Below are 22,752 nucleotides of genomic sequence, written 5' to 3' on the forward strand. Positions count from 1 at the left end.
GGGTCAGCTCCTTCTCAGGCGCGGGTCGACCAGCAGGTACGTCAGGTCCGCGACGGTGTTGACCGCCACGTAGACGGCGGCGGACAGGGTGACCACCGCCAGCACCACCGGCATGTCCTTGCTGGTCACCGCCGTGAGGGTGACCTGGCCGAGGCCGGGTCGGCCGAAGACCTGCTCGACGATGACGGCGCCGCCGAGCAGGATGCCGAAGAGCCAGCCGGCCAGGGTGACGGCCGGCAGCAGCGCGTGCCGCAGCGCGTGGCGCAGGAGCACCGTTCGTTCCCGTACGCCCCGGGACCGGGCGGTCAGCACGAACGGCTCGTCGAGTGCCCGGTCGAGCCCGTCGCGGAGCACCTGGGCGAGCAGTCCGGCGATGGGCAGCGCCAGGGTGACGGCGGGCAGCACCAGCGCGCCGACGCCCTGGTCGCCGGAGACCGGAAAGAGTCCGAACCGGAACGACAGCACGCTGAGCAGCACGACGCCGATCAGGAAGGGCGGGGTCGAGACCAGCAGCAGTTCGACGCCGGAGCTGGCCCGCCGCAGCCAGGGACGGCGGTCCCCGGCGGTGGCGACCGCGAGGACGACGGCGAGCAGCACCCCGAGGCCCGCGGCGGCGAGGGCGAGGGTGAGGGTGGGTGCGAGCTGTTCGCCGATCACCTCGACGACGGGCCGTTGCAGCAGGTACGAGCGGCCCAGGTCGCCCCCGGCGAGCCGCCGCAGGTAGTCGAGGTACTGGACGACGGCAGGTCGGTCCAGGCTCCACTCGGCGATGATCTGGGCGCGGATCTGCGGGGTGTCCGCGCCATCGCCGACGATGGTGTCCACGGTGTCGCCGGGTGCGACCAGCAGGGCCAGGTACGCGGCGGTGGCGGCGGCCCAGAGGACGACAAGTCCGGCGGCGAGCCGGCGAGCCGCCGCGCGCAGGGGTGAGCTGAACATGTCACCTGCCGATCCACAGGTCGTACGCGCTGGCGGGAACCCCGGCGGTGGGCTCGAAGCGGACGCCGCCGACGCTGGTGCTGGCCGCGATCTGGTCGGCTGGCGCGTAGAGCGGCAGCACCAGGGCCTGCTCGGCGACGACCCGCTGTTGGAGCTGCGCGTAGATGCCGGCCCGCTTCGTCGGATCGCCGGTTGCCTGACCGGATTCCAGGAGCTGGTCGATGCGGGGATCGTTGGCCCGGGTGCGGTTGATGCCGCCCTTCGAGTGCAGCAGCAGGTTCAGCGCGGCTCCGGCGTCGGTGTCGGCCCGCGAGTTGTCGAAGACCTCGTACTCGTTGCGTTCGAACGCCTGGGTGGCGCTGCCCTGGTCGACCAGCGCGATCTTCAGGTCGATGCCGGCGCTCTGCTTCACGGCGGCCTGCACGGCCTGCGCGAGGACATCGCGGCGGTCGCGGACGTACGGGGCGGCCTGCACCAGTCGTACGGTCAGCCGCCGGCCGTCGCGCACCCGGAAGCCGTCCGCGTCGCGGGTCGCCCAGCCGGCCTCGTCGAGCAGGGCGTTGGCCTTGGCGACGTCGCCGCCGTACCCGCCGTCGAGGCTCTTGTCGTAGAGCGGGCTGGACGGGCTGATCACGCTCCACGCGCGGGTGGCGGTGTCGCGGTAGACCGACCTCAGCACGGTGTCGACGTCGACGGCCTCCCGGAACGCCTGCCGGACCCGCAGGTCGTCGAAGGGCGCGTGCGAGGTGTTGAAGTAGTACGAGTAGGCGGAGCCGGAGTTCAGCTCCCGGGTGAGGCGCAGCGTCCGGTTGGCGGTGACCAGGGGCTGGTCGGTGGCGGGCACGCCCTCGACGAGCTGCACCTGGCGGGAGGTGAGGGCGCCGACGCGGACCGCCGACTCCTTGAGGAAGCGGTAGGTGATCTCGTCGAGGTAGGCGGGGCCGGTGTGGGTCGCGGTCGGCGGCGCCCAGTCGTAGCGAAGGTTGCGCCGGTAGTGCAACTCCTGGCCGGGGACGTAGCGGTCCAGCACGAACGGCCCGGTGCCGACGACGTCGACGCCGCCGGCCTTGAGGTTCTTCGCCTCGCGCAGCGACTTCGGCGAGACCTGAGCGCCCTGCGGGGAGGCGAGGAAGTCGAGGATGAGCACGTCGGGCGTGGTGAGGGTGAGCCGTACGGTGCGCGGGTCGACCACCTCGGCGGCCGTGAGGTTGCGCAGTTGCACGGCGGCGACACCAGGTGCGTACCCGGGCTCGCGGAGTTTGTCGATGTTGGCCTTGACGGCCGCCGCGTCCAGCGGCGTCCCGTCGGTGAAGGTCACCCCGTCGCGCAGCGTCAGGGTGTACGACAGGCCGTCCGGCGCGGCCTGCCAGCCGGTGGCCAGCCAGGGCACCAGCTTCCCCTGCTTGTCGTACGTGAGCAGGGACTCGAAGGTGTTCCAGACCAGGAGGCGGGCCTTGGCCTGGGCGTACTGGTGGGGGTTGAGGGTGATCGGCTCGGTCTCCACGGCCCAGGTGAGGGTGCCCCCGGCACGGGGCTGGCCGGCCGCCTCGGCGGCGGGGGCGGCGCCGGTGGAGCAGCCGGCGAGGACGGCGAGCAGCGGGGCGAGGGTGGCGGCGGCGAGGGTTCGCAGACGGCGCGCGGGCATGATCGGGTCTCCTGTCCAGGCAGGCGGATGCGGGTACGCCGACACCCGGCCCTCGCACGCGTGGCGGGCCGGTCAGGGGGTGTCGGTGCGGATGGCGCGGCGGTCGGCTCGGCGGTGAGCCCCACCTCGGCGGCCGGTGTGGCGGGCCGGGTACGGGCGAGGGTGCCGGGTCAGGCCAGACAGGAACTCGACCACACCCGACCGAAGTCGATGTGGCCGCGGATCGTCAGCCGCAGCTCGCTGGACATGAGCCGAGTCCACCGCCACCGCCGGGGTGGTGTCAACGAATCGATCGACGGATGTCGGCTATCGCACGTGGCGGGGCTGATTCGTTGACGCAATGCATACTAAAGCTATAGGATTTACAGGGATTGTGTCCGCTGGACCGGGCCGCTGGTCGGTGCAGCGCAAAGCGCCCGCCCCAATCCTGGGGCGGGCGCTTCGATGTGACGCGGTCGGTTACGGCCGCTCGGCGACCTGGCCGACGAACGCCACCCACGCGGCCGGAGGGAAGGCCAGCGCCGGACCCGATGGGTCCTTCGAGTCGCGCACCGCGACGACGTCCGGAAGGTTGTCGGCAACCTCGACACAGTCGCCGCCGTTGGAGCTACTACGGGTGCTCTTACGCCACAGGGCGCCGGTCAGGTCAGCCATGATCTTGCCTCAAGGTAGTCGATGGTTTGACGGCGCGAGAGAGCCACCGAACGCAGCGTATCCCAGGTGGCCCAAAGGGTAGCGGTGTCATTCGTCAGCCGTCCCGCAGCCTGATCATCGAGATAAGCGACATCGCCGTCTTCAGTGGTGGCAATGACGAACGGCCCTGCTTGCCCGGGGTGGAGGCCGGCGTCCAGCGGCAGCACGTGTAGAAGCACGTTCGGCCGCCGAGCCATCTTTACCAGGTGGTCTAGCTGCGGGTTCATGATCTCGGGGTCGCCACGACGAAGGGCGAATTCGTCAATCACCGCGACGAAGAGCGGGGGCTTGCGTCGGTCGAGCACCGCCGTTTGCCTGCGTAGCCGGGTCTCGACGTAGTCCGCGACATCGTCCGGGTCGAGCACCCCACTGGCCAGCACCGCCGAAGCGTAATCGGGGGTTTGCAGCAAGCCCGGGATGACCGCCACCTGAAAGGCACGCAGGGCGGACGCCTGAAGTTCGGTCTCCACCCACGGGCGCAGCCACGCCGGTTCACGCCGCTTCAAGACGTCCGGCCAAATGTCCTCAGCCTCACGGCCGAGGACAGCCGCTGCGGCTGCGCGGTGGCGCGGGTGTGGAACTCGGCCTGGGTTGACCCAGCGCGCGACCGTCTTCGGGTCTACGCCTACCTGCTCGGCAAGACTTTCGACGGTCTCACCCGTGTCGGCCAACGCCGCTCGTAGCGCCTGATTCATGCCCACCTCCGAGCGAACGTCTTCAACGTCTATAGAACGTATAGCTACGTGGTGTAGCCGTCCAGCTCCAAGGGGCAAGGTGCTCTGTAGAAGGCGCGGCCGCCAGGGACCCGAACCCGGCAGACGCGTTCGTACCGGGGCAGCCCTTGCCGGGTAAGCACTCACGGCCCCTCCAAAAGCGACGATCAGGGGAGCGCCTTGCCGGACAAGCCGATCGGGAAGATGAAGGCCGGCGACGTGGTCCTTTTGACCACCGCCGCGAGTGTGCAGTTCCTGCGCCCGATCTTCGTGCGCGTCATTCGCGAGTTCCCCGAGCGGTATACGTACGAGGGGTGGGTGTGGATCGACGGTTACGACCTGAACGCGGCAGGTGACGCGGTAGCCCGGCGGGAGCTGTACGTGAATCGCGACGGGTTACGCCTACAGGTTCAGTCCCCACGCCGCGCCAACGACCCCCGCCGCCCGATCCGGCGCACTCCGCAGCGGGTTGACTAGTGCCGGCCCGCCCGCACCAACCGATGCGCCCCGCGTGGCTGTGCCGCAACTGCGCCGCGCCTTGGCCGTGCTCCCCGGCGCAACTCCACCTCGCCACCGAGTTCTACGGCCATTCGATCGCCCTCGCGTTCTATCTCGCGTCGAACCTCTACGACGCCATCGACGACTTGCACGCACTCGGCGTGCGCCCTGATCTGCCGGCGCTGCACGCCCGGTTCCTCGGGTGGCTGTCAGTAACCCGCCGACACCGACGCGCCGAGACGCTCTGACCCACGGCTACTGACCTCGCGTGAGGCTGCACCGGGACACCCCTCGCGTGGGCCGGACCGTTGGCGGGGTCGGAAGCTCAGTCGGCCGGAGCCCTCGACGGTGTCCGGCGCCACGACGATGGCGGCATGGCATCACCTGCCGATCAGGCGGCGACGCGACGGCCGGTCGGGTCCGCGGTGTCCGCGAGACCTGCGTAGCGGCCTCGGTGATAGAGCAACGGCGAGCCCACGTCGACGTGGCGCAGCAGTTCCGGTTCGGCCAACACCACGACGTGGTCGCCGACGGGCACCCGATCGACGACCCGGCACAGGAGCCAGGCCAGGGTGCCGTCGAGAATCGGCACCCCCTGCGGGCCCGGCCGCCACCGGGTGGGCGCGGCGAACCTGTCGATGTCGCTGGTGGCGAAGGTCCGGGCCAGCTCGGACTGGTCATGGGAGAGCAGGTGCACCGCCACGTGTCGGGCCCGCGCCAGCGTCGGCCAGCTCGACGAGCCGAGGTTCAGACAGAACGAGACGATCGGTGGCGTCAGCGACACCGAGGTGAACGAGGTCGCGGTGAAGCCGACCGGCGGTGCGCCGGGGGCGGTGACCACCGTGACGGTGCTGGCCTGGTGGCGCAGCAACGTCCGCAGCGCGTCGGCGTCGGCGTCGGTCGGGTCGTCGGTGGACGACGTCATGGCGTTCCTCCCGAGGGATGGGTCCAGGCGGCAGGGGCGGCCCGCTCAGGCCGGGCTGGGCGCCGCCGGACAGAGCTGCGCCGCGACCCTCATCAGGTCGACGACTCGGCGGGAGGTGAACAGCCGAACAAGCAGCATGAATCGATTTTCCTATCAGACAGGTAGGATTTCAAGTCCCGGGCGCGGACATCCCGCCGCCCGACGTCCCGCCTCACCGTGGGACGGACTCCTGGGCAGCCAGGACGACCAGCTCGTCGGCGCGGGCCGCCAGCGGCGCCTTCGCACCGTCGGGCCAGACGAGATAGCCCACCGGCGGACCGGACGAACCCCAACGGGCGCCGACGATCGTGGCCATCCCCGCCTCGTTCGACTGGTCGAGCAGGCGTACCCGGGTGCCCGGAGCATGCCCGTCGTCGGCCACGATGAGCAGCGCGTCGAGGATCTGGCGAACACCGGTGACGGGCAGCCCCGCCACGTACGGCTCGCCCGCCGGCCCCACCCGCGGGGTCATCATCACCCGCAGGAGTGCCGCGTGCCGGATCGCCTCCTCGCGGACCGGCCAGTCCGGGCCGCGCTCGGCGCGGACCAGCGCCTGTTCGATCATCGACCAGAGCGACACCGGCTCCCTGTCGAGCAGGCGGCGGGCCTCGCGGTCCACCTCGGCGCAGGCCGTGTCCAGGGCGGTGTCCTCGCCCAGCTCCGCGATCCAGACCAGATCCCCCACGTCGGGCAGCAGCCCCGGCGACTCGGCCGCGACCACGAGGTAGAGCATCGCGAGCAGTTCCGTGCGACCGTCGCCGTGATAGAGCGCTCCCACTCCGGTGCCCCCACGTCCCCGACTGGGCGGGAAACGGTCGACAAGGTGGTGGGCACGGCCGGTCGGCAGGGCCGCGGCCCGCCGTGTGTCCGTCACCCGCTCCTCGAACGAGCGCCGCTCTCGGCGTTCCACGAGCAGCTGGCGGTGCGGGTCGGAGCCGATCGGATAGATCGTCCGACCGAACGTGGCGAGCGTCTCGCCGGGTCCCAGCCCGAGCGACTCGAGGTGCCGGGCGGCCACCGAGTAGGCGACGCCGGTACGGGCCGCCTGTTCCCGGATGGCGCGCTTACGGGCACGTCCCGGGGTCGGGGGGCGGCGGGGGTGGTGATCAGACATGGCGCCTCCGGTGCAGCCCCACGCACCTCACCGAACGGGCGGCGTGACGGACACACCGATGGTCGACACGACGGCGCGGAGTCGGCGACTCTTGGCCCCAAACATGTGGTCGGGCGTGGGCCACCACATCGGGCTCGGGCAGGCGCTCTGCCACGGCCAGCATATCGCCACCCCGGGCCGTCGGTCGCCCTGCCGGCAGCCCCGGTCCCGCTGTCAGCCCCTGTCGACGGGGGTGTCGGTGCCGTGTCGGCGCGGTGTCAGGCGACAGGCGCACGCTCTGAGGCATGACAACCGACCTGGTGATCGAGGCCGAGGGCCTCGTCAAGACATTCGGGAAGACGAGGGCGCTGCAGGGCGTGGACCTCGCCGTACCCCGGGGAACCGTGCTCGGCGTGCTCGGCCCCAACGGCGCGGGCAAGACCACCGCCGTCCGGATCCTGTCCACGCTGCTCACCCCGGACTCCGGCAGCGCCCGCATCGGCGGCTTCGACGTCGTCCGCGACGCCGAGCGGGTCCGGCAGAGCATCGGCCTCACCGGCCAGTACGCCTCGGTCGACGAGGACCTGACCGGGCGGCAGAACCTGGAGCTGTTCGGCACGCTGCTGGAGCTGGGCCGCGCCGGCGCCCGCCGACGGGCCGCCGAACTACTGGACTGGTTCGACCTGACCGACGCGGCGAACCGGCAGGCCAAGACCTACTCCGGCGGAATGCGGCGGCGGCTGGACCTGGCCGCCAGCCTCGTCGGCTCCCCCGACGTGATCTTCCTGGACGAGCCGACGACCGGGCTGGACCCGGCCAAGCGCGAGGACATGTGGGATGTGGTCCGGTCGCTTGTCACCAACGGCTCGACAGTGCTGCTCACCACGCAGTACCTGGAGGAGGCCGACGCGCTCGCCGACGCGATCACGGTGATCGACCACGGGCGGGTCATCGCCCACGACACCCCCGAAGGGCTCAAGCGGGTGGTCGGCGGGCAGACGCTGGAGGTCCGGCCGTCCGACCTCGCGGACCTGCCCCGGATCGCGACGATCCTGTCCGAGGTCGGCTCCGGCGCCCAGGCCGACGAGATCCGCAAGGGCGTGCTCGCGGTGCCGGTCACCGACGACACGGCCCTGACCGAGAGCGTCGCGCGGTTCGCCGCCGCCGGCATCTCCGTCACCGAACTCTCCCTGCACCTGCCGAGCCTCGACGAGGTGTTCTTCACCCTCACCGGGCGTACGGCATCCGAGGACGACACCACTGAGCGCGTGGAGGTAGCGGCATGAGCACCCTGGTAGGCACAAAACCCACCGCGAGCCCCGCCCTGTCCACGGCCGCCCCGAATCCCCGACCGTTCCGGCTCGTACGGCACTCGTTGGCGCTCGCCAAGCGCAGTCTCATCAAGACCTGGCGGACGCCCGAGGCACTTATCGACGTCACGCTGCAACCGGTGCTGTTCCTCATCATCTTCGTCTATATCTTCGGCGGCGCGGTCGCCGGTTCGACCCACGACTACCTGCAGTTCCTGCTGCCCGGAATCCTGGCGCAGACCATCGCCACCGGGGCCATCGCGATCGGCGTCAACCTCAACACCGACATCGCCAAGGGCATCTTCGACAGGTTCCGGTCGCTGCCGATCCCCCGCTCCGCGCCGCTGGTGGGCGCGGTCCTGGGCGACGTCGTCCGGTACGTGATCGTCACGGTCTCGACCCTCGCGATCGGGTACCTGATGGGTTTCCGGATCGACACCGACCCGTTCCGGGCGATCGCCGGGTGCCTGCTCGCGGTACTGTTCGCGCTCTGCCTGAGCTGGCTGCCCGTCTACGTGTCGATGAAGGTCCGCACCCCCGGCGCCGTGCAGGGTCTGATGTTCGCGCTGATCATGCCGCTGAGCTTCGCTTCCAACGTGTTCGTCGGCGCGGACACCCTGCCCGGCTGGATGCAGGCCTTCGTGGACGTCAACCCGATGACCCACCTGGTGGCGTCGGTACGCGGGCTGTTCCTCGGTACCCCGCTCGACACGCACGTGTGGTGGACCCTCGCCTGGTGCGCCGGCTTCGTGGCGGTGTTCATGCCGCTGGCACTGCGCGCGTACCGCAAGAAGATCTAGACCAGCAGGTCCTCCATCAGCTCGCGGATCCGGCTGACGGCCGCGGCCACCGGCCGGGCACGCCAGACCGCCAGCGACGACTCACGCTGCTCCTCGTTCCCGAGGGCGGCGTCGAGTCGTTCGCTACGCCCGCTCGGGAGGAACAGCTCCATGTGCGTGCCGAGCCGCTTCGCGAGCGCGGACAGCTCGCGGGCGGTGTCGACGTCGCCCCGGTACGCGGCGAGTTCCGCGCCGCTCGACGCCCACGCCCCGATGACCGGCAGGTCCTTCGAGGTGAGCGCGTCGTCGCGGGCGAGCGCCAGCAACGCGGCCGCCTGGGCGGCGGCCTCGGTGCCGGCCACCCCCCGCGCGTCGGCCACCCGCAGGTACAGGACCGCCACCGAGGTCCGGAGCATCACGCGCGGCTGTGGTGGCGGTCCGGTCCAGCCGGCGAGGGCACGGTTCACCTCGTCGGCGTGGGCGAGCGCCTCGTCGTAGCGCTCGCGCTGCCAGGCGAGGTGCGCCAGGCCGAGAAGCGCCTGCGCGAGGTCCATCTGCTCGGCCTGGCCCGGCGTCGCCGTCTCACCGAGTCGCCGCTCCGCGTCCGCGTCGCCGGCCAGGGCGAGTTGCACGTCCAGCCGCACCCGGATCGACCGCGCGTCCTGCTGGGCGCCGACCATCTCCATGTGTCGGACGCTGCGCGCCAGCCACTCGGCCGACCGTCCCTCCCGGCCGGGCAGCAGGAACTGCCCGACGGCGCCGGCGGCCATCGCCATGCCCCAGTGGTCGCCCACTCTCTCGAAGCGGTGGTACGCCTGCTCGGCGTCGTCGATCGACGCCTCGGGCAGGCCGCTGTTCTCCCGTACCGCCGCGCGGGCGATCAGGCCGAGCGCCTGCACGTACGGGTCCGGGTGCGCGATCATCTCGGTCGCGCTCTTCAGGCTCTGGTCCAGGTCGGACTTGTCGAAGCCGGGCAACGCCGCCGCGAACGCGGTCAGCCGCGGCGACACCTCGGCGGGCCGTTCCGCGAGCAGCGTCCGCAGCGCACGTCGACCGAGCACGGCGGGTCGCAGGTCGGCGCTGATGCCACTGTTCACGCTGATCAACAGGCACGTCCAGGCGAGCCGGTCGGCGTGCGGCAGCGGCCGGCCGCTGGCCCGGCCTCGCAGGATCGCCGAGCGTCGACGCCGCTGCGGCTCGTCGACGTGCAGCAGCCCGCGCGCCCATGCGAGGACCTCCAGGTGCAGACCGCGCACCGTCCAGAGGTGCAGCAGCGCGGTGGCGACGTCGACGACGGCGGGCTCGTCGTCCTGCTCGAGCGCCCACCGCAGACCGGCGACCAGGTTGTCCTGCTCGGCGGCGCAGCGGTCGAGCGCCTCTACCTGGCCGGGGCCCACGAGGCGACCGGCCAGGCCGACCGCCTCGTCCCGGGCCCAGCCGACCAGACCGGCCATCGCCGCGGTCCGGTCACCGGACGCGTCAAGGCGGGCCTCGCCGTACTCGCGGACGGTCTCCAGCATCCGGTAGCGCGGCGGACCGTCCCCCTCGACCAGGGTCAGCAGGGACTGTTCGACGAGCCGCGCCAGTCCCCGCCGTACGTCCGGGGTCTGCGCGACCGCGGCGGCGAGGTCCGCGGTGAACGGCGCGGGGATGACCGCGACCCGCGCGAGCAGCGTGCGGTCGTCGGGGGCGAGCAGTTCCCGGCTCCAGTCGACCATCGCCCACAGGCTCGCGTGGCGTTCCGGCAGGCCCCGCAGCGCGTCGTCGAGCAGCGCGAACCGGTCGGTCAGACCGGCGAGCACGTCGTCGATCGGCATGTGCCGCAGTCGCGCGGCGGCCAGTTCGAGGGCCAGCGGCAGGTTGTCGAGCCGGTTGCACAGTGCGAGGGCGCGCGTGGTGTCCCAGGTCGGCACCGCGCCACCGGCCCGCGCCCGGGACTCGATCAGACCGAGCGCGTCGGAGTCCGGCAGGGCGGTCAGGCGGTGCACCCATTCGCCGGCCAGGCCCAGCGGCGCACGACTGGTCGCGAGCACCGCGACCTCCGGGGAGATCACCGCGAGCAGGTCGGCGACCACGACGGCCACCGCGTCGAGGACGTGCTCGCAGTTGTCCAGCACGACCAGCCCGTCGAGGTCCGGCGCCAGGGCCCGTAACCGCTCCTCGGGGCTGAGCACCCGCCGTTCCAGGCCCAGGTTGCCGCCGGTCGTCGAGGTGTCCGCGCCACCGAGCGCCGCGAGCACCGTGGGCAGCACCTCGTCGGGCGAGCGGAGCCCGGCCAGCTCGACCACGCGTACCGTCTGCCCGGCCGCCGCCGTGCGCCGCGTGACCTCGGCCGCGAGGCGGGTCTTGCCCGCGCCACCGGACGCCACGATCGTCACGAGGGCGGACTCGTCGAGCGCCGCGTCCAGGGCCTCGACGTCGCGCTCGCGGCCCACGAGGGCGGTCATCGGCCGACGCCACGCGGCGGGCAGGGCGATCCGCGACGGCGGGCGGGGTGGCGCGGCGACGGCCGGCGCGGTGAGCTCGCCGCGCAGCAGCGCCAGGTGCACCTGGGTGAGCACGGGTGACGGGTCGGTGCCGTAGCGCTCGGCCAGGTCGTCACGGAGGCGCTCGACCACCTCCAACGCCTCGGCCTCCCGCCCCTGCGCGGCCAGCACGCGCACGAGTAGGGCTGCGGACGGCTCGTCCGGGGGCGTCCGGGCGACGAGCCGGCGCAGGTCGGTCTCGTCGTACGGCCCGGCATCGGCGAGCGCCGCCTCGGCGCGCAGCGCGGCGACGTCGGTGAACAGGCGGGTGTCCTCGGTGGTGACGATCTCCGGGACCTCGGGGAACAGGGCACGGGCCCGGTCGGCCGAGTCGCGGGCCGCCCGCGCGTCGCCGGCCCGCAGGGCGGCACGCCCCCGATCGACAAGCGCCCGCGCCTCGACGGCGTCGACGCTGACCTCGTCGGCGGGCAGGCGGTATCCCCCGGGCACGGCCACCACGGGCAGCCCGAGACGGCGTACGCGGGACACGAGCGCCTGCACGGCGCCTGTCGCGTCGTCGGGCGGCGTCCCGTCCCACACCGCGTCCACGAGCAGACTGGTGGAGACCGCCCGGCCACGCGCGTCGACGAGCGCGCGGAGCACCGCCGCCAACCGCTCGCCCCGGACCGGTCGGCCGTCGACGGCGAGGGGGCCGAGGATGGTGATCTGCACGCAACCAGCATCCCCCACGCCGACCACGGCACCGAGCAGGGTGTCCGACGGCGCGAGGGTCACCCCGGGCGGGCGGCGCGGCGCGGGATGCGTCCGGGACGGCGCGGTGCGTACAGTTTCGGGTCGGACGTGGGGTGGGCCGGCGGAATCCGGCACGGGACATGGGACGAGACAACGACGCATGACAGTGGACAAGATCGCCCAAAACGGTCTGGACGGCATTGACCGGAACCGGCTGGAGACCTGTCTCAGCGTCTTCGAGGCGTTGGAGGCCCTTCCTCCCGACCACCCCGACGTGGTGCGGGTGCAGCGTGCCACCGCGAAGCTCTATAAGGTGATCAAGCAGCGGCGACGCGATGAGCGGCGCGACGCCGTCCTGGCTGCCGACCGGGCGGTGACGGAGGCCACGGCCACCGGCGCGCCCGGCCGGATCGACGACGAGACCCAGGGCATCCCCCTCGCCTCCCCCACCAGCGGCACGACGGCCGGATTCCTGCACAACCCGCGCGGCTGCTACGTCTGCAAGCAGCGCTACCGCGAGGTGGACGCCTTCTACCACCAGCTCTGCCCGTCCTGCGCCGCGCTGAACCGGGAGCGCCGCGACGCGCGTACCGACCTGACCGGCCGGCGCGCGCTGCTCACCGGCGGCCGGGCCAAGATCGGCATGTACATCGCGCTGCGGTTGCTGCGCGACGGCGCGCACACGACGGTGACGACGCGGTTCCCGCACGATGCGGTCCGCCGCTTCGCCGCGATGCCCGACAGTGGGGACTGGCTGCACCGCCTGCGGATCGTGGGGATCGACCTGCGCGACCCCGCCCAGGTGATCGCCCTCGCCGACTCGGTGAGCAGCCAGGGCCCCCTCGACATCCTGATCAACAACGCGGCGCAGACCGTCCGTCGCTCGCCCGGGGCGTACGCCCAGCTCGTCGCCGCGGAGGCCGCGGCGCTGCCGGACGGTCCCCTGCCGGAGCTGATCACGTTCGCCAAGCCGACCGCTCCGGGTGGCCCGGCCGGGAGCCTGACCGCCGGCACGGAGTCGACAGCCCTCACCCCGCACGCGCTCACCGCGTTGGCCTTGACGAGCGGATCGGCCTCGCCGGAGCGGATCGCGGCGTCCACCGCCATCGACGCCGGCGGCCTCGTGCCGGACCTCGACTCGGTCAACAGCTGGGTCCAGCGGGTGCAGGAGGTCGACCCGGTCGAGCTGCTCGAGGTGCAGCTGTGCAACGTCACCGCGCCGTTCGTGCTGGTCAGCCGGCTGCGCCCGGCGATGGCCGCCGCGCCGGCACGCCGCAAGTACGTGGTGAACGTCTCGGCGATGGAGGGCCAGTTCGGCCGTGGCTACAAGGGGCCCGGGCATCCGCACACCAACATGGCCAAGGCCGCGCTGAACATGCTGACCCGCACCAGCGCCCAGGAGATGCTTACCGACGGCATCCTGATGACAAGCGTCGACACCGGTTGGATCACCGACGAGCGGCCCCACCCGACGAAGATGCGGCTGGCCGACGAGGGGTTCCACGCACCGCTGGACCTCGTCGACGGCGCGGCCCGGGTGTACGACCCGATCGTCCGCGGCGAGCTGGGCGAGGATTTGTACGGGGTCTTTCTGAAGGACTACGCGCCCTGCGCCTGGTGAACGACGTTTCCACCCGCTCGACGAGGAGAAGGTACATGTCATCCGACCATGACCAGTGGCCGACGCTGGACGAGCTGCTGCGCGAGGAGAGCGAGCTGGAGCTCGCGGGCCTGACCGAGACGGACGCGTTCGAGTTGGGCGTGCTCGCCGTCACCGCCGCCGCACAGCAGCGGCTCCCGATCTCGGTGGGCGTGTGGCGCAACGGACGCCAGCTGTTCCACAGCGGTCTGCCGGGCTCGACGGCGGACAACGACGGGTGGCTGCGCCGCAAGGGCCGCGTGGTGATGCGGTTCGAGCACTCGTCGCTGTACATGGCCCGGCTCTGCCAGGACAAGCAGACGACGCTCACCGAGAAGTTCGGCCTGCCGGCCTCGCGGTACGCGGCGGCCGGCGGCGCGGTGCCCCTGCGCGTTCGTGGCGCCGGTGTCGTGGGCTGGATGGGCGTCTCCGGGCTCCCCCAGCTGGACGACCACCGCTTCGTCGTCGACATCCTGCGCGGGACACCGGGCTAGGCCCGCACGACCGTCAGCCCGCTCGCCGGTTCGCGCGCAGGGCGCCCAGGATCACGCCGGGTGTGGCCAGCGACAGCGGGTGCTCCCGCAGGGAGACGACCTCGTTGAACCGGCGGGCGATCGCCACGTCCGTGACGGTCGCCGTGAGGATCTGCCGGCTGACCCAGCTGGAGACCCGGTAGCCGCGCGGGTAGGGCCCGTCGACGTGCGGCAGCGCCAGGTCGGCGGAGGTCGAGGTCGACCAGGCGGCGTCGACCACGACCTTCTGCAGGTCGAGGAAGTGGCGAGCGGGAACGCTCAGGTCCGGATCGGAGAGCAGGTACGCCGACAGGCAGGCCGCGTGCAGGGCCGCCGCCGTCATCCCCTGCCCGTACACCGGGTTGAACGACGCGACGGCGTCACCGACGCTGACGAGCCGCGCCGGGAACCGTCGCAGCGCGTGGAAGTCCCGTCGGCGGCTGTCGGCGTGGTGGTAGGTCTGGACGTCGCCGAGCATCTCCTGCGCGGCGACCTCGCCGAACTCCGGCGGGAACTGCTCCCGCAGCCGTCGGACGAAGTCCTCGGCGGTGCGTCCCGGCCGGTCCTTCCCGTAGCCGGCCATCATGGCCATCCACCGGCCGTCCTCGATCGCGAAGAAGGCGGCGCCGGCGATGTCCGTCATGGTCCGCGGGGTGTGCAGGGCCAGGACGACTGTCGCCTCCGGAGTCTGCTCGGGGCGGCGGAAGAGGGCCGTCGCGTAGTTGAGGTGCACGGCCATCCGACGGGTGGTGGGCCGTTCCCAGCCGGCCTGCTCCAGCCAGTCGGAGAGCCGGCTGGACCGGCCCATGGCGTCCACCACCAGGTCGGCGGCCTCGACGCCGGGCACCTCATCGACCTCACACCGGACGCCGGTGACCGCGTCGCCGTCGAACACGAGACCCGTGGCACGGCCGGTGACCGTCTTGACGTTCGGCAGTCGGAGCACCTGCTGGCGGATCAGCCCCTCCAGGAGCGGCCGGCTGCCCGCCAGGCTGTCGTCGTCGTCCGGTACGACAACCTTCCGCCGGCCGTCGAGGTAGCTGCGCCGGGCGGCGGGCGGCGCCTCGATCGCCCCGTGGGCCAGCGCCTGCTGACGGAAGCCGGGGAACAGCTGCTCAAGCTGGAGCAGGCCGCCGGGCAGCAGCGCGTGCAGTTGCGTCCCCTGTGGCACGCCGGGCCGGGCGCCGCTGACCTGCGGGTCGTCCCGGTCGAGGAGAACCACGCTCTGCGCGTGGTCGGACAGGACCCGGGCGGCCAGGAGGCCGGCGACACTGCCGCCGACCACCACCGCCTTACCCAGGCGTGGGGTCGGCTGGTCGGGGGGTCGCACGGCGTTCAGCGCGGCGAAGACCCGAACCGGGGAGAGGGACATCGTGCTCTCCAAGGGGTTACGAGGTGTGGCACCGATCGTTGCACAGCGGCGACCGTCGACCCGACACGTCCGCCCGGGTGTCAGACACCAACCATGGCGCTGGACGCGGTCGACGTTCGGCTGAGCGAGGCTGGCGCGCCCGCTTGCGTCCTGTCAGCATCACCGGCATGCCTGTCGCACGTCGTACCCTGCTCGGAGCTGGCCTCGCCGCCGCGACCGGCGCCCTCACCGGCTGCGGTGACGGCGGCGGCACGGGCCCGGGCGGGGCCGACCTCGGCGACGCGGCGACCGCCACCGACGCCGCGGGAAACCGGGTGGGGTTCGGTGCGGCCGGGACCACCCCGGCGTCGGGCACTCCGAGCGCCTCCCCGTCGCCCGGCGGCGGCGCCACGGCGGCCAACCAGGCCCGGTACGCCCCGCAACTGACGGCCCTGCTGCGGCGTCACCTGCCCGCCTCGCCGCAGACCGTCCAGCATCACGGCTTCCCCGGCGCGGTCGCCGTCGTGCGTGTCGACGGGAAGACGACTGTGCACACCGCCGTCGGGGAGGCGCTACGCTACGCGGCCGGCCCGAAACTCCTCGCGGCGAGCCAACGCGTCGTGATGCGCCCCGACTCCGTCTTCGACCTCGCCTCGGTCACCAAGGTCTACACCGCGATCCTGCTGCTGCAGCAGGTCGAGAAGGGTCGCGTCGAGCTGGGCGCGCCGGTCCGCGACTACCTGCCCGGCTTCACCGGCGCCGGCAAGGACGGCGTCACCGTCGAGATGCTGCTCACCCACACCAGCGGTCTCCCGGTGGGCGCCAAGGTCACCGGGCTGCCCGACAACACCGCGCGCTGGAACGCCGTCCTCACCACCCCGCTGGTCTCCGGCGCCGTGCCCGGGAAGACGTTCCGCTATTCGAGCGTGGGGCTCATGGTCGCCGGCAAGATCGTCGAGAAGGCCACCGGCAGACGCCTCGACCAGGCGCTCAAGGCCAACCTCACCGGTCCGCTCGGCCTGCGCGACACCGGCTTCACACCCAGCACCTGGCTGTCCGGCAACGCACGGGCCACCCGGATGGTCGCGACCGACGCCCGGTCGTCCCGGGGCCTGCTGCGGGGCACCGTGCACGACGACGTCGCGAACCACCTCGGCGGTGTCGCCGGCCACGCGGGGGTCTTCGCCAGCGCCACCGACCTCGCCGCCATCGGTCAGATGCTCCTGGACGGCGGCACCTACCAGGGCAGACGGGTCCTCGCCGCCGGCACCGTGCGCAGGATGCTCACCAACCACAACGCGGGTAAGCCGGCCGTCGACCCCGAGCGCCCCCACCGTACGGCCGCCCACGGTCTCGGCGTGGTGCTCAACCAGCCCTGGTTCATGGGCCGGCTCGCGTCCGCGCGCACCTTCGGCCACACCGGGTTCGCCGGCCCCTCGTTCCTCGTCGACCCGGACCGCAGGCTCGTGCTCGCCCTGCTCACCAACCGGGCCCACCCCAACTGGTCCTGGGCGAATCCCGATCCCGTCCGCGCCGCCGTCGGCGACCTCCTGGCCGCCGCGGTCTCCTGAGCGGCAGCGGTGGCCGTCAGCCCGCGACGACTGCCGGTTTCCGGTCGCGGCGACGACCAGCGGCGAAGCTGACGATTCCCAGGCCCAGCCCCACGACCGCCAGGATCAGGCCCACCCGGGCCGGCGCGAGATAGCCGAGCCCGGCGGCGATGGTGACGCTGCCCAGCGCCGCGCCGAGGCTGTTGGCGATGTTCATGGCGGACTGGTTGAGCGCCGCGCCCATCAGTTGGGCCCCGGGCGCGACCGTGATCAGGCGTGCCTGCAGGACCGGACCGAGGTAGAGGCTCGTCGCGCCGACCAGGAAAGCGCCGACGAACAGGCCCACCCGGTTCGACGCGACGAGGCTGAACACGCCGATGCTGACGATCATGGCGACGAAGCCGATCATCATGCTGCGGCGCAGGTCCCGGTCGGCGAGCCAACCGCCCAGTGCGTTGCCGACGGTCATGCCGAGACCCACCGCGACCAGCACCCACGGCACGGTCGCGGCGGAGAGGCCGGCGACGTCGGTGGTGACCGGCGCGATGTAGGAGTCGACAGCGAAGAACCCGGCGAAGCCGATCGCCCCGGTGGCGGCGACCAGCCACACCTGCGAGGTCCGCAGCGCCCGCAGTTCGGCGGCCGGCGAGCCGTCCGCCGCCGCGGCGACCTCCGGAACGACCGCCAGCACCGCCAGCAGCGTGAGCAGGAAAACCCCGGCGATCACCAGGTACGCCGCACGCCAGCCGACCGCCTGCCCGAGCCGGGTGATCAGCGGTACGCCCACCACGTTGCTCACGGTCAGCCCGCCGAGCACGGTGGCGAAGCCCCGGGCCTCGTTGCCGGGGCCCATCAGGGTCGCCGCGAGCAGGCCGGCCGCGCCGAAGTACGCGCCGTGCGGCAGCGCCGCCACGAACCGCGCCACCAGCACCAGTTCGAACGTCGGGGCCGTGGCGGACGCGATCGTGCCGACGACGAAGAGGACGAGCAGTCCGAGGACGAGCCTGCGGCGGGGCAGGCGCGCGCTGAGGGCGGCGATCAGCGGGGCGCCCACGACCACGCCCAGGGCGTACGCGGTGATCATCCAACCGGCGTGGGCGACCGCGTCCGACGACGATCGGGCGTACTCCTGCGGGAGCAGGCCGCGTGCCATCTCGGGCAGCAGACCCATCGCCACGAACTCCGTCAGGCCGACCGCCACGCCGCCCAGGGCCAGGGCCGCCAACGCCGCCAGGCGCTGGCCTCTGCTCAGTCCGTTCACCGAGCGAATTTAGCAACAGCGTTGCGTAATAGGGTGGTGAGATGACGCGCACCACAGCCGACGTGACGTTCCTGCGCGGCTACAACCAGGCGCTGGTCATGGCCGTGGGGCGCACCGTACGGACGTTCGAGCGCTCCACAGTCGTTCACGCCACCGGCCTGACACCGCAGGCGGTCTCCAAGGTCATCGCCCGCCTGACCGCCGACGGGCTGATCCGTTCCGCTGGCGTCCGCCGCCCGGGTATCGGCAAGCCCGCCGTCGTCTATGAGCTGGTCCCCGACAGCCGGTACGCGATCGGCGCGCACGTCGCCCGGCGCACCCTGCGGCTGGTCCTGGTCGACCTGGCCGGCACCGTGCACCACTCCACGGTCAGCCCCCTACCCGCCGATTTCACCCCCGAGCAGCTCCTCGACGCCCTGTCCGTCGGCATCGGGGCGATCACCGCCGGCACCGAGCTGCGAAGCCGGCTGACCGGCGTGGGCATCGGCATGATCGGCCCACTGGACCACGCGCACGGGCTGGTCCGGGACGCGCACGGGCTGCGGCACTGGCACGACGTCCCGCTACGGGAGCTGGCCGAGGCGCACCTGGGCCTGCCGGTGCACCTCGACAAGGACGTCACCGCCGGGATCACCGCCGAGGCGTGGCGGCACGGCGCGACGTTCGGCGACGCGGCGCTCATCATGGTCGAATCCGGCATCGGCGGTGGCTTCTGGCTGGGCGGCACCGCTCACCGGGGCGCGCACACCAACGCCGGGGAGTTCGGGCACACGGTGGTGGACCTGGACGGGCCCCGCTGCGTCTGCGGACGCCTCGGCTGCCTGGAGGTCGTGCACCTGCGTGCCATCGAGGCGGGAGACGTCCCCCGCGCGGCCCGCGTCCTGGCCGTCGGCGTCGTCAACCTGCTCCAGACCCTCGACCTCGCCCACGTGGTGCTGGCCGGTGCGGATCTGCTGCGCCACGCGGACGTCTACCTTCCCGCGGTCGAGCGGGCCGTCCGCACCGACGTGCCGCGCGCGGACTGGCTGGCCCCGATGGTGACCCTGTCCCGCCTGGGCGCGGACGTCATCGCTGCCGGCGCCGCGGTGCAGGTGCTCGACCAGCTCTACGGCATTCCGGACCTCACCCCCGGCACCCCGCCCGCGATCGTCCGACAGCCCGTCGCCGGGGCGCACTGAGCACGGAGGCGATCACCGCGGGGTGGCGTCCGCATAGGCGCAGCCGTTGGCCGGGGCCTCGCTGGAGCTGATCACCGCGTCGAGTCGGGCCCTGACCTGGACGAGTTGGTCGATCTGCCGGTCGATGCGGTCGCGTTCGGCGTTCAGCAGGGCACGGGACTGCGGGGTGTTGACCTTCGCGTCGACGCAGGGCAGCAGATCGTGGATCGTCCTGCTGGACAGACCCGCGGCGTACAGCGTCTGGATGAGCTGGACGCGGTCGACCGCCGCCTCGTCGTAGTGGCGCTGGCCACCGCCGCTCCGGCCGGGGATCAGCAGCGCCTGCTCCTCGTAGTAGCGCAGGGCGCGCACCGACACACCCGTACTGCTGGCGAGTTCTCCGATCCGCACGACCCCTCCCCCGTGGCCGGTGACCCCCGCCACACAAACTTGTCTCTCACGTCAACGTCAGGTTCTAGCGTAGGTCGCGTACCGAGTTACGTCGAATCACAGCGGAGGACACCATGCAGATCTCAGGCTCGATCGCGCTGGTCACCGGCGCCAACCGTGGCATCGGCCGGCACTTCGCCCGACAACTGCTCGAACGCGGCGCGGCCAAGGTGTACGCCACGGCCCGCGACCCCGAACGGATCGACATCCCCGGCGTCGAGAGGCTCCGCGGCCAGTCCTGCCCTCCCGCCAGAAGCGAGAGGCTCTCCCCCGACCCGCCATGCCGAGGTGCTCTTGAGCGGTATACCTCAGAGGCATATTCATACCTCTGAGGTATACCGCTCACTACCGCAGCTGTCCCGACCGAGGTAACCGACGGTCACCGCCGGCCGCCGGCTGTGCCCACCGCCCCGGCAAGGGTCAGGACCTACTCCTCTAGAGCTTCGCGGCGCCGGCCGCCGTGGCCTCCTGAACCGCCGATGTACGACGGGTCTCCGCCCGCTGGTCGCCGGCGTCGTCCCGGTCGGCGTCGGCCATCCGGGCCGCCCGGTTGGCGCTCGGCGCGGCCTGGTCACCCGTCACGCCGCCGCGGATCCGGTTGTTCGCGGCCACCTGGGCGGCCGGGTTGTTGCCCGTCACCGTCAACCCACCGTTGATGATGTTGTCGTCGACTGTGACACCGCCGGCGGTGCTGGTGACGCTGACGTCCGCGCCCCAGTAGCCGCCGGAGGCGCAGCTGTCGAGCGCGCCGTTCGGGCCGAGCTGGACGCCGCCGAGGTTGCCGGCGAACGTGGCACGACCCCGGACAGCGCTGCCGCACACGACACTGCCGGTGGCGCTGTTGAGCACCGAGAGGGTGCCGTCGACGAACGAGTCGTGCACGTCGGTGTAGTAGGTGCCGGTGCTGCTGAGGTTGCGTTCCACCTGGGTGCCCCGGTCGAGCCGGACCTCGCCGGCGCCGACCGTGACGTTTCCGGCGATCGTCGCCGCCTCCGCGAACAGGAAGCTGTCGATGGTCGCCGTACCCTTCGGCCGCACAGTCACGGCGCCGGTCCGGGCGTCGGAGAGGTAGACGCCGTACCCGCCGGCGGCCAGCACCACCTGGCCGTCGACGCTCGTCTCGGTGGCGTCGAGGTAGCCGTCGGCGGCGACGCGTACCTCACCGCTGACCCGGCCACCGGTGACCACCAGGTTGGCCCCGGCGGCGACCGTGACGTTGCCGGTGATCGTGGTGCCGGTCAGCGCGCAGGACTCACCGGCCGGAACGAGCAGATCGTTGGGCACGGTCACCGCACCGCCGGTGCCGATGCAGTGGGTGACCAGGTCGGCGTGGGCGGTGGGTGCCACGGCCAGCACCGAGGCGGCGATGACGGCGGTCACGGTGGCCAGCTTGGCGACGGTACGTCCGGGCATCGTGGTACTCCCTGTCGATGAGATTCGGGTGCTCATGCGCCGACGTCCGATCGGGCCGCGGCCCGGACGATGGCGCCCTGCTGCCGCTTGTTGAGCGTTCCGCCGCTCACCAGCGCGGCGGTGACCGCCTCGACGTGCCGGACGAAGTCGGCGTGGCCGGGGTAGTCGGCGTGTTCGTCGATCAGATCGTTGATGGTGCAGCCGTCTCCGGTGTCGACGTTGGCCACGCCCGTGTCGTCACCGTCGATGACCACTGTGCCCCGCGTGTCGGACGCGGGGCAGGTGTCGGTGCCGTCGGCAACCACTGTGAACGTCGCCGACTGCTCGGCGGCGGCGTTCCCCGCGGTGTCGGTCGCCCGGTACCGCAGGGTGTGCGCGCCGACGGTGCGGACGCTGACCGGGCCGGCGTACGCGGTCCAGCCGCCGGTGTCGAGCGCGTACTCGACCGACGCCACGCCCGACCCGGAGTCGGTCGCGGTGACGGTGACGGTCGCGACGCCGACGTACGCACCGTCGGCGTCCCGCTCGCCGGTGACCGTGGCGGCCACGGTGGGCGGGGTGTCGTCCTCCTCCGGCGGGGCGACGACCGTGAAGTGGGCCATCTGCTCGGCCGAGGTGTTGCCGGCGACGTCGGTCGCCCGGTAGTGCAGCATGTGCATCCCGACCGCCGTCACCACGACCGGGCTCGTGTACGCGGTGAAGGCGCCGCCGTCCAGCGCGTACTCGATGGTGGCCACCCCGGATCCGGCGTCGGTGGCGGTGAGCGTGGCGGTGGCCGTACCTACGTAGTTGCCGTCTCCGTCGCGGTCTCCGGCCAGCGCGGCCGTGACCACCGGCGCGGTGGTGTCCTGCTCGGTCGGCTCGACGATCCGGAACGACACCGAGCCGACCGCGCTGGTGTTGCCGGCCTGGTCGGTGGCGCGGAACTGCACCGAGTGGTCGCCGACCGCGCTTACCTGCACCGGCTGGGTGTACGGCTGGAAGCTGGTGTCGTCGACCTGGTACTCGATGGTCTCCACGCCCGAGCCGGCGTCGGTGGCCGTGACTGTCACCGCTGCCGTACCGACGTAGTTGCCGTCCTGGTCCTGGTCGCCCGACACGGCGGCGGTGACCGTCGGCGGCGTGGTGTCGTCGCCTCCCCCGCCGTCGGTGACGACCAGTTCGCCGACCATCTGGCTGTGGCCGGGGATCGAACAGAAGTAGCGGTACCGGCCCGGGCTGAGCGTGACCGTCGCCTGGTGGCGGCCGTCGTTGGCGTCGAACGGGCTGGCCAGGATGTTGACCGTGACGTCGTGGTTGTAGCCCTCGGTGCTGGTGTCGAAGGTGAGCGTGTGCGGCATCCCCGTGGTGTTGCCGGTGGCCGCACTGTTTTCCCAGATGATCGTCGCCGCGCCGGCCACCGCCGTGGTGGGCACGGACTTGTAGCGGGTGGTGTTGTCGTCGGCGGTCCAGGTCAGCACCTGGTCCGCGGCGGCGCGCGGGGCGGCGGAGGCCTGTGGCGCGGCCAGCGGCGTGAGCGTGAGCAGGAGCGCCGCCACGGCGGCCGTGAGTCGTCGGATCATGGTCT

Annotated in this window: 20 protein-coding genes and 1 pseudogene; 9 read left to right on the forward strand and 12 right to left on the reverse strand. The window is 72.3% G+C overall.

The window, feature by feature from the left end; genetic code table 11:
- Positions 1-3: 3 nt before the first annotated feature.
- From AB0K10_RS25005 to AB0K10_RS25020, 4 genes are all read right to left on the reverse strand, one after another.
- Entirely contained in the window at positions 4-939 is a 936-nt protein-coding gene (locus AB0K10_RS25005) for an ABC transporter permease (protein WP_363687243.1), read from the reverse strand.
- Between the two features lies 1 nt (position 940).
- Positions 941-2,584, reverse strand: coding sequence for an ABC transporter substrate-binding protein (locus tag AB0K10_RS25010; protein ID WP_363687245.1), 1,644 nt, complete (start codon positions 2,582-2,584; stop codon positions 941-943).
- A 459-nt stretch (positions 2,585-3,043) separates the two neighbouring features.
- Positions 3,044-3,238: a DUF397 domain-containing protein gene (locus AB0K10_RS25015; RefSeq protein WP_358105771.1), complete on the reverse strand. Its 195-nt coding sequence runs from the start codon at positions 3,236-3,238 to the stop codon at positions 3,044-3,046.
- Entirely contained in the window at positions 3,226-3,972 is a 747-nt protein-coding gene (locus AB0K10_RS25020; RefSeq protein WP_358105768.1) for a DUF5753 domain-containing protein, read from the reverse strand. Before AB0K10_RS25020 ends, AB0K10_RS25015 begins: the two co-directional genes overlap by 13 nt.
- Before the next feature lie 222 nt (positions 3,973-4,194).
- Here AB0K10_RS25020 and AB0K10_RS25025 point away from each other — a divergent pair, with 222 nt between their 5' ends.
- Both AB0K10_RS25025 and AB0K10_RS25030 read left to right on the forward strand, forming a co-directional pair.
- Complete coding sequence (locus AB0K10_RS25025; RefSeq protein WP_363687414.1) at positions 4,195-4,467, forward strand: hypothetical protein; 273 nt, start codon at positions 4,195-4,197, stop codon at positions 4,465-4,467.
- Between the two features lie 23 nt (positions 4,468-4,490).
- Positions 4,491-4,736 carry a hypothetical protein gene (locus AB0K10_RS25030; RefSeq protein WP_363687247.1) on the forward strand — a complete coding sequence of 82 codons (246 nt, stop codon included), beginning with the start codon at positions 4,491-4,493 and terminating at the stop codon, positions 4,734-4,736.
- A 143-nt stretch (positions 4,737-4,879) separates the two neighbouring features.
- Here the strand turns inward: AB0K10_RS25030 and AB0K10_RS25035 are convergent, their stop codons facing one another.
- Positions 4,880-5,413, reverse strand: a complete 534-nt coding sequence (locus AB0K10_RS25035) for a flavin reductase family protein (RefSeq protein ID WP_363687249.1) — start codon at positions 5,411-5,413, stop codon at positions 4,880-4,882.
- Between the two features lie 211 nt (positions 5,414-5,624).
- A complete protein-coding gene (locus AB0K10_RS25040; protein ID WP_363687251.1) occupies positions 5,625-6,566 on the reverse strand; it encodes a hypothetical protein in 942 nt (313 codons plus the stop codon).
- A 284-nt stretch (positions 6,567-6,850) separates the two neighbouring features.
- On the opposite strand from AB0K10_RS25040, the gene AB0K10_RS25045 reads away from it, so the two are divergent.
- Together AB0K10_RS25045 and AB0K10_RS25050 are read left to right on the forward strand one after the other, a co-directional pair.
- Positions 6,851-7,831 carry an ATP-binding cassette domain-containing protein gene (locus AB0K10_RS25045; protein WP_363687252.1) on the forward strand — a complete coding sequence of 327 codons (981 nt, stop codon included), beginning with the start codon at positions 6,851-6,853 and terminating at the stop codon, positions 7,829-7,831.
- Complete coding sequence (locus AB0K10_RS25050; protein ID WP_363687254.1) at positions 7,828-8,655, forward strand: ABC transporter permease; 828 nt, start codon at positions 7,828-7,830, stop codon at positions 8,653-8,655. The genes AB0K10_RS25045 and AB0K10_RS25050 overlap by 4 nt, the downstream gene beginning before the upstream one ends.
- On the opposite strand, the gene AB0K10_RS25055 is transcribed toward AB0K10_RS25050, so the two are convergent.
- Complete coding sequence (locus AB0K10_RS25055) at positions 8,652-11,831, reverse strand: BTAD domain-containing putative transcriptional regulator (RefSeq protein WP_363687256.1); 3,180 nt, start codon at positions 11,829-11,831, stop codon at positions 8,652-8,654. The two genes, AB0K10_RS25050 and AB0K10_RS25055, sit on opposite strands and share 4 nt — an antisense overlap.
- Positions 11,832-12,012: 181 nt before the next feature.
- Between AB0K10_RS25055 and AB0K10_RS25060 the strand changes: the two genes are divergently transcribed.
- Complete coding sequence (locus AB0K10_RS25060) at positions 12,013-13,473, forward strand: SDR family NAD(P)-dependent oxidoreductase (RefSeq protein WP_363687258.1); 1,461 nt, start codon at positions 12,013-12,015, stop codon at positions 13,471-13,473.
- A gap of 35 nt (positions 13,474-13,508) precedes the next feature.
- Positions 13,509-13,985 carry a heme-degrading domain-containing protein gene (locus AB0K10_RS25065; protein WP_363687260.1) on the forward strand — a complete coding sequence of 159 codons (477 nt, stop codon included), beginning with the start codon at positions 13,509-13,511 and terminating at the stop codon, positions 13,983-13,985.
- A 13-nt stretch (positions 13,986-13,998) separates the two neighbouring features.
- Here the strand turns inward: AB0K10_RS25065 and AB0K10_RS25070 are convergent, their stop codons facing one another.
- Positions 13,999-15,375 carry an FAD-dependent monooxygenase gene (locus AB0K10_RS25070; protein WP_363687262.1) on the reverse strand — a complete coding sequence of 459 codons (1,377 nt, stop codon included), beginning with the start codon at positions 15,373-15,375 and terminating at the stop codon, positions 13,999-14,001.
- A gap of 167 nt (positions 15,376-15,542) precedes the next feature.
- Between AB0K10_RS25070 and AB0K10_RS25075 the strand changes: the two genes are divergently transcribed.
- A complete protein-coding gene (locus tag AB0K10_RS25075) occupies positions 15,543-16,925 on the forward strand; it encodes a serine hydrolase domain-containing protein (protein WP_363687264.1) in 1,383 nt (460 codons plus the stop codon).
- Between the two features lie 16 nt (positions 16,926-16,941).
- On the opposite strand, the gene AB0K10_RS25080 is transcribed toward AB0K10_RS25075, so the two are convergent.
- A complete protein-coding gene (locus AB0K10_RS25080) occupies positions 16,942-18,165 on the reverse strand; it encodes an MFS transporter (RefSeq protein WP_363687266.1) in 1,224 nt (407 codons plus the stop codon).
- A gap of 41 nt (positions 18,166-18,206) precedes the next feature.
- Here AB0K10_RS25080 and AB0K10_RS25085 point away from each other — a divergent pair, with 41 nt between their 5' ends.
- Positions 18,207-19,343, forward strand: coding sequence for an ROK family protein (locus tag AB0K10_RS25085; protein WP_363687268.1), 1,137 nt, complete (start codon positions 18,207-18,209; stop codon positions 19,341-19,343).
- 12 nt (positions 19,344-19,355) lie between these two features.
- Here the strand turns inward: AB0K10_RS25085 and AB0K10_RS25090 are convergent, their stop codons facing one another.
- Positions 19,356-19,733 carry a MerR family transcriptional regulator gene (locus AB0K10_RS25090; protein WP_363687270.1) on the reverse strand — a complete coding sequence of 126 codons (378 nt, stop codon included), beginning with the start codon at positions 19,731-19,733 and terminating at the stop codon, positions 19,356-19,358.
- A 113-nt stretch (positions 19,734-19,846) separates the two neighbouring features.
- Here AB0K10_RS25090 and AB0K10_RS25095 point away from each other — a divergent pair.
- Positions 19,847-19,999: pseudogene (locus tag AB0K10_RS25095) on the forward strand (SDR family NAD(P)-dependent oxidoreductase); the annotation flags it as partial.
- A gap of 208 nt (positions 20,000-20,207) precedes the next feature.
- On the opposite strand, the gene AB0K10_RS25100 reads toward AB0K10_RS25095, so the two are convergent.
- Both AB0K10_RS25100 and AB0K10_RS25105 read right to left on the reverse strand, forming a co-directional pair.
- Positions 20,208-21,185, reverse strand: coding sequence for a hypothetical protein (locus AB0K10_RS25100; RefSeq protein ID WP_363687272.1), 978 nt, complete (start codon positions 21,183-21,185; stop codon positions 20,208-20,210).
- A 32-nt stretch (positions 21,186-21,217) separates the two neighbouring features.
- The gene (locus AB0K10_RS25105) at positions 21,218-22,747 is read right to left on the reverse strand and encodes a plastocyanin/azurin family copper-binding protein (protein ID WP_363687274.1); all 1,530 of its coding nucleotides are present in this window, start codon (positions 22,745-22,747) and stop codon (positions 21,218-21,220) included.
- Between the last annotated feature and the right edge of the window lie 5 nt (positions 22,748-22,752).

The organism is Micromonospora sp. NPDC049274 (genome assembly GCF_040678875.1).
Taxonomy (GTDB): domain Bacteria; phylum Actinomycetota; class Actinomycetes; order Mycobacteriales; family Micromonosporaceae; genus Micromonospora.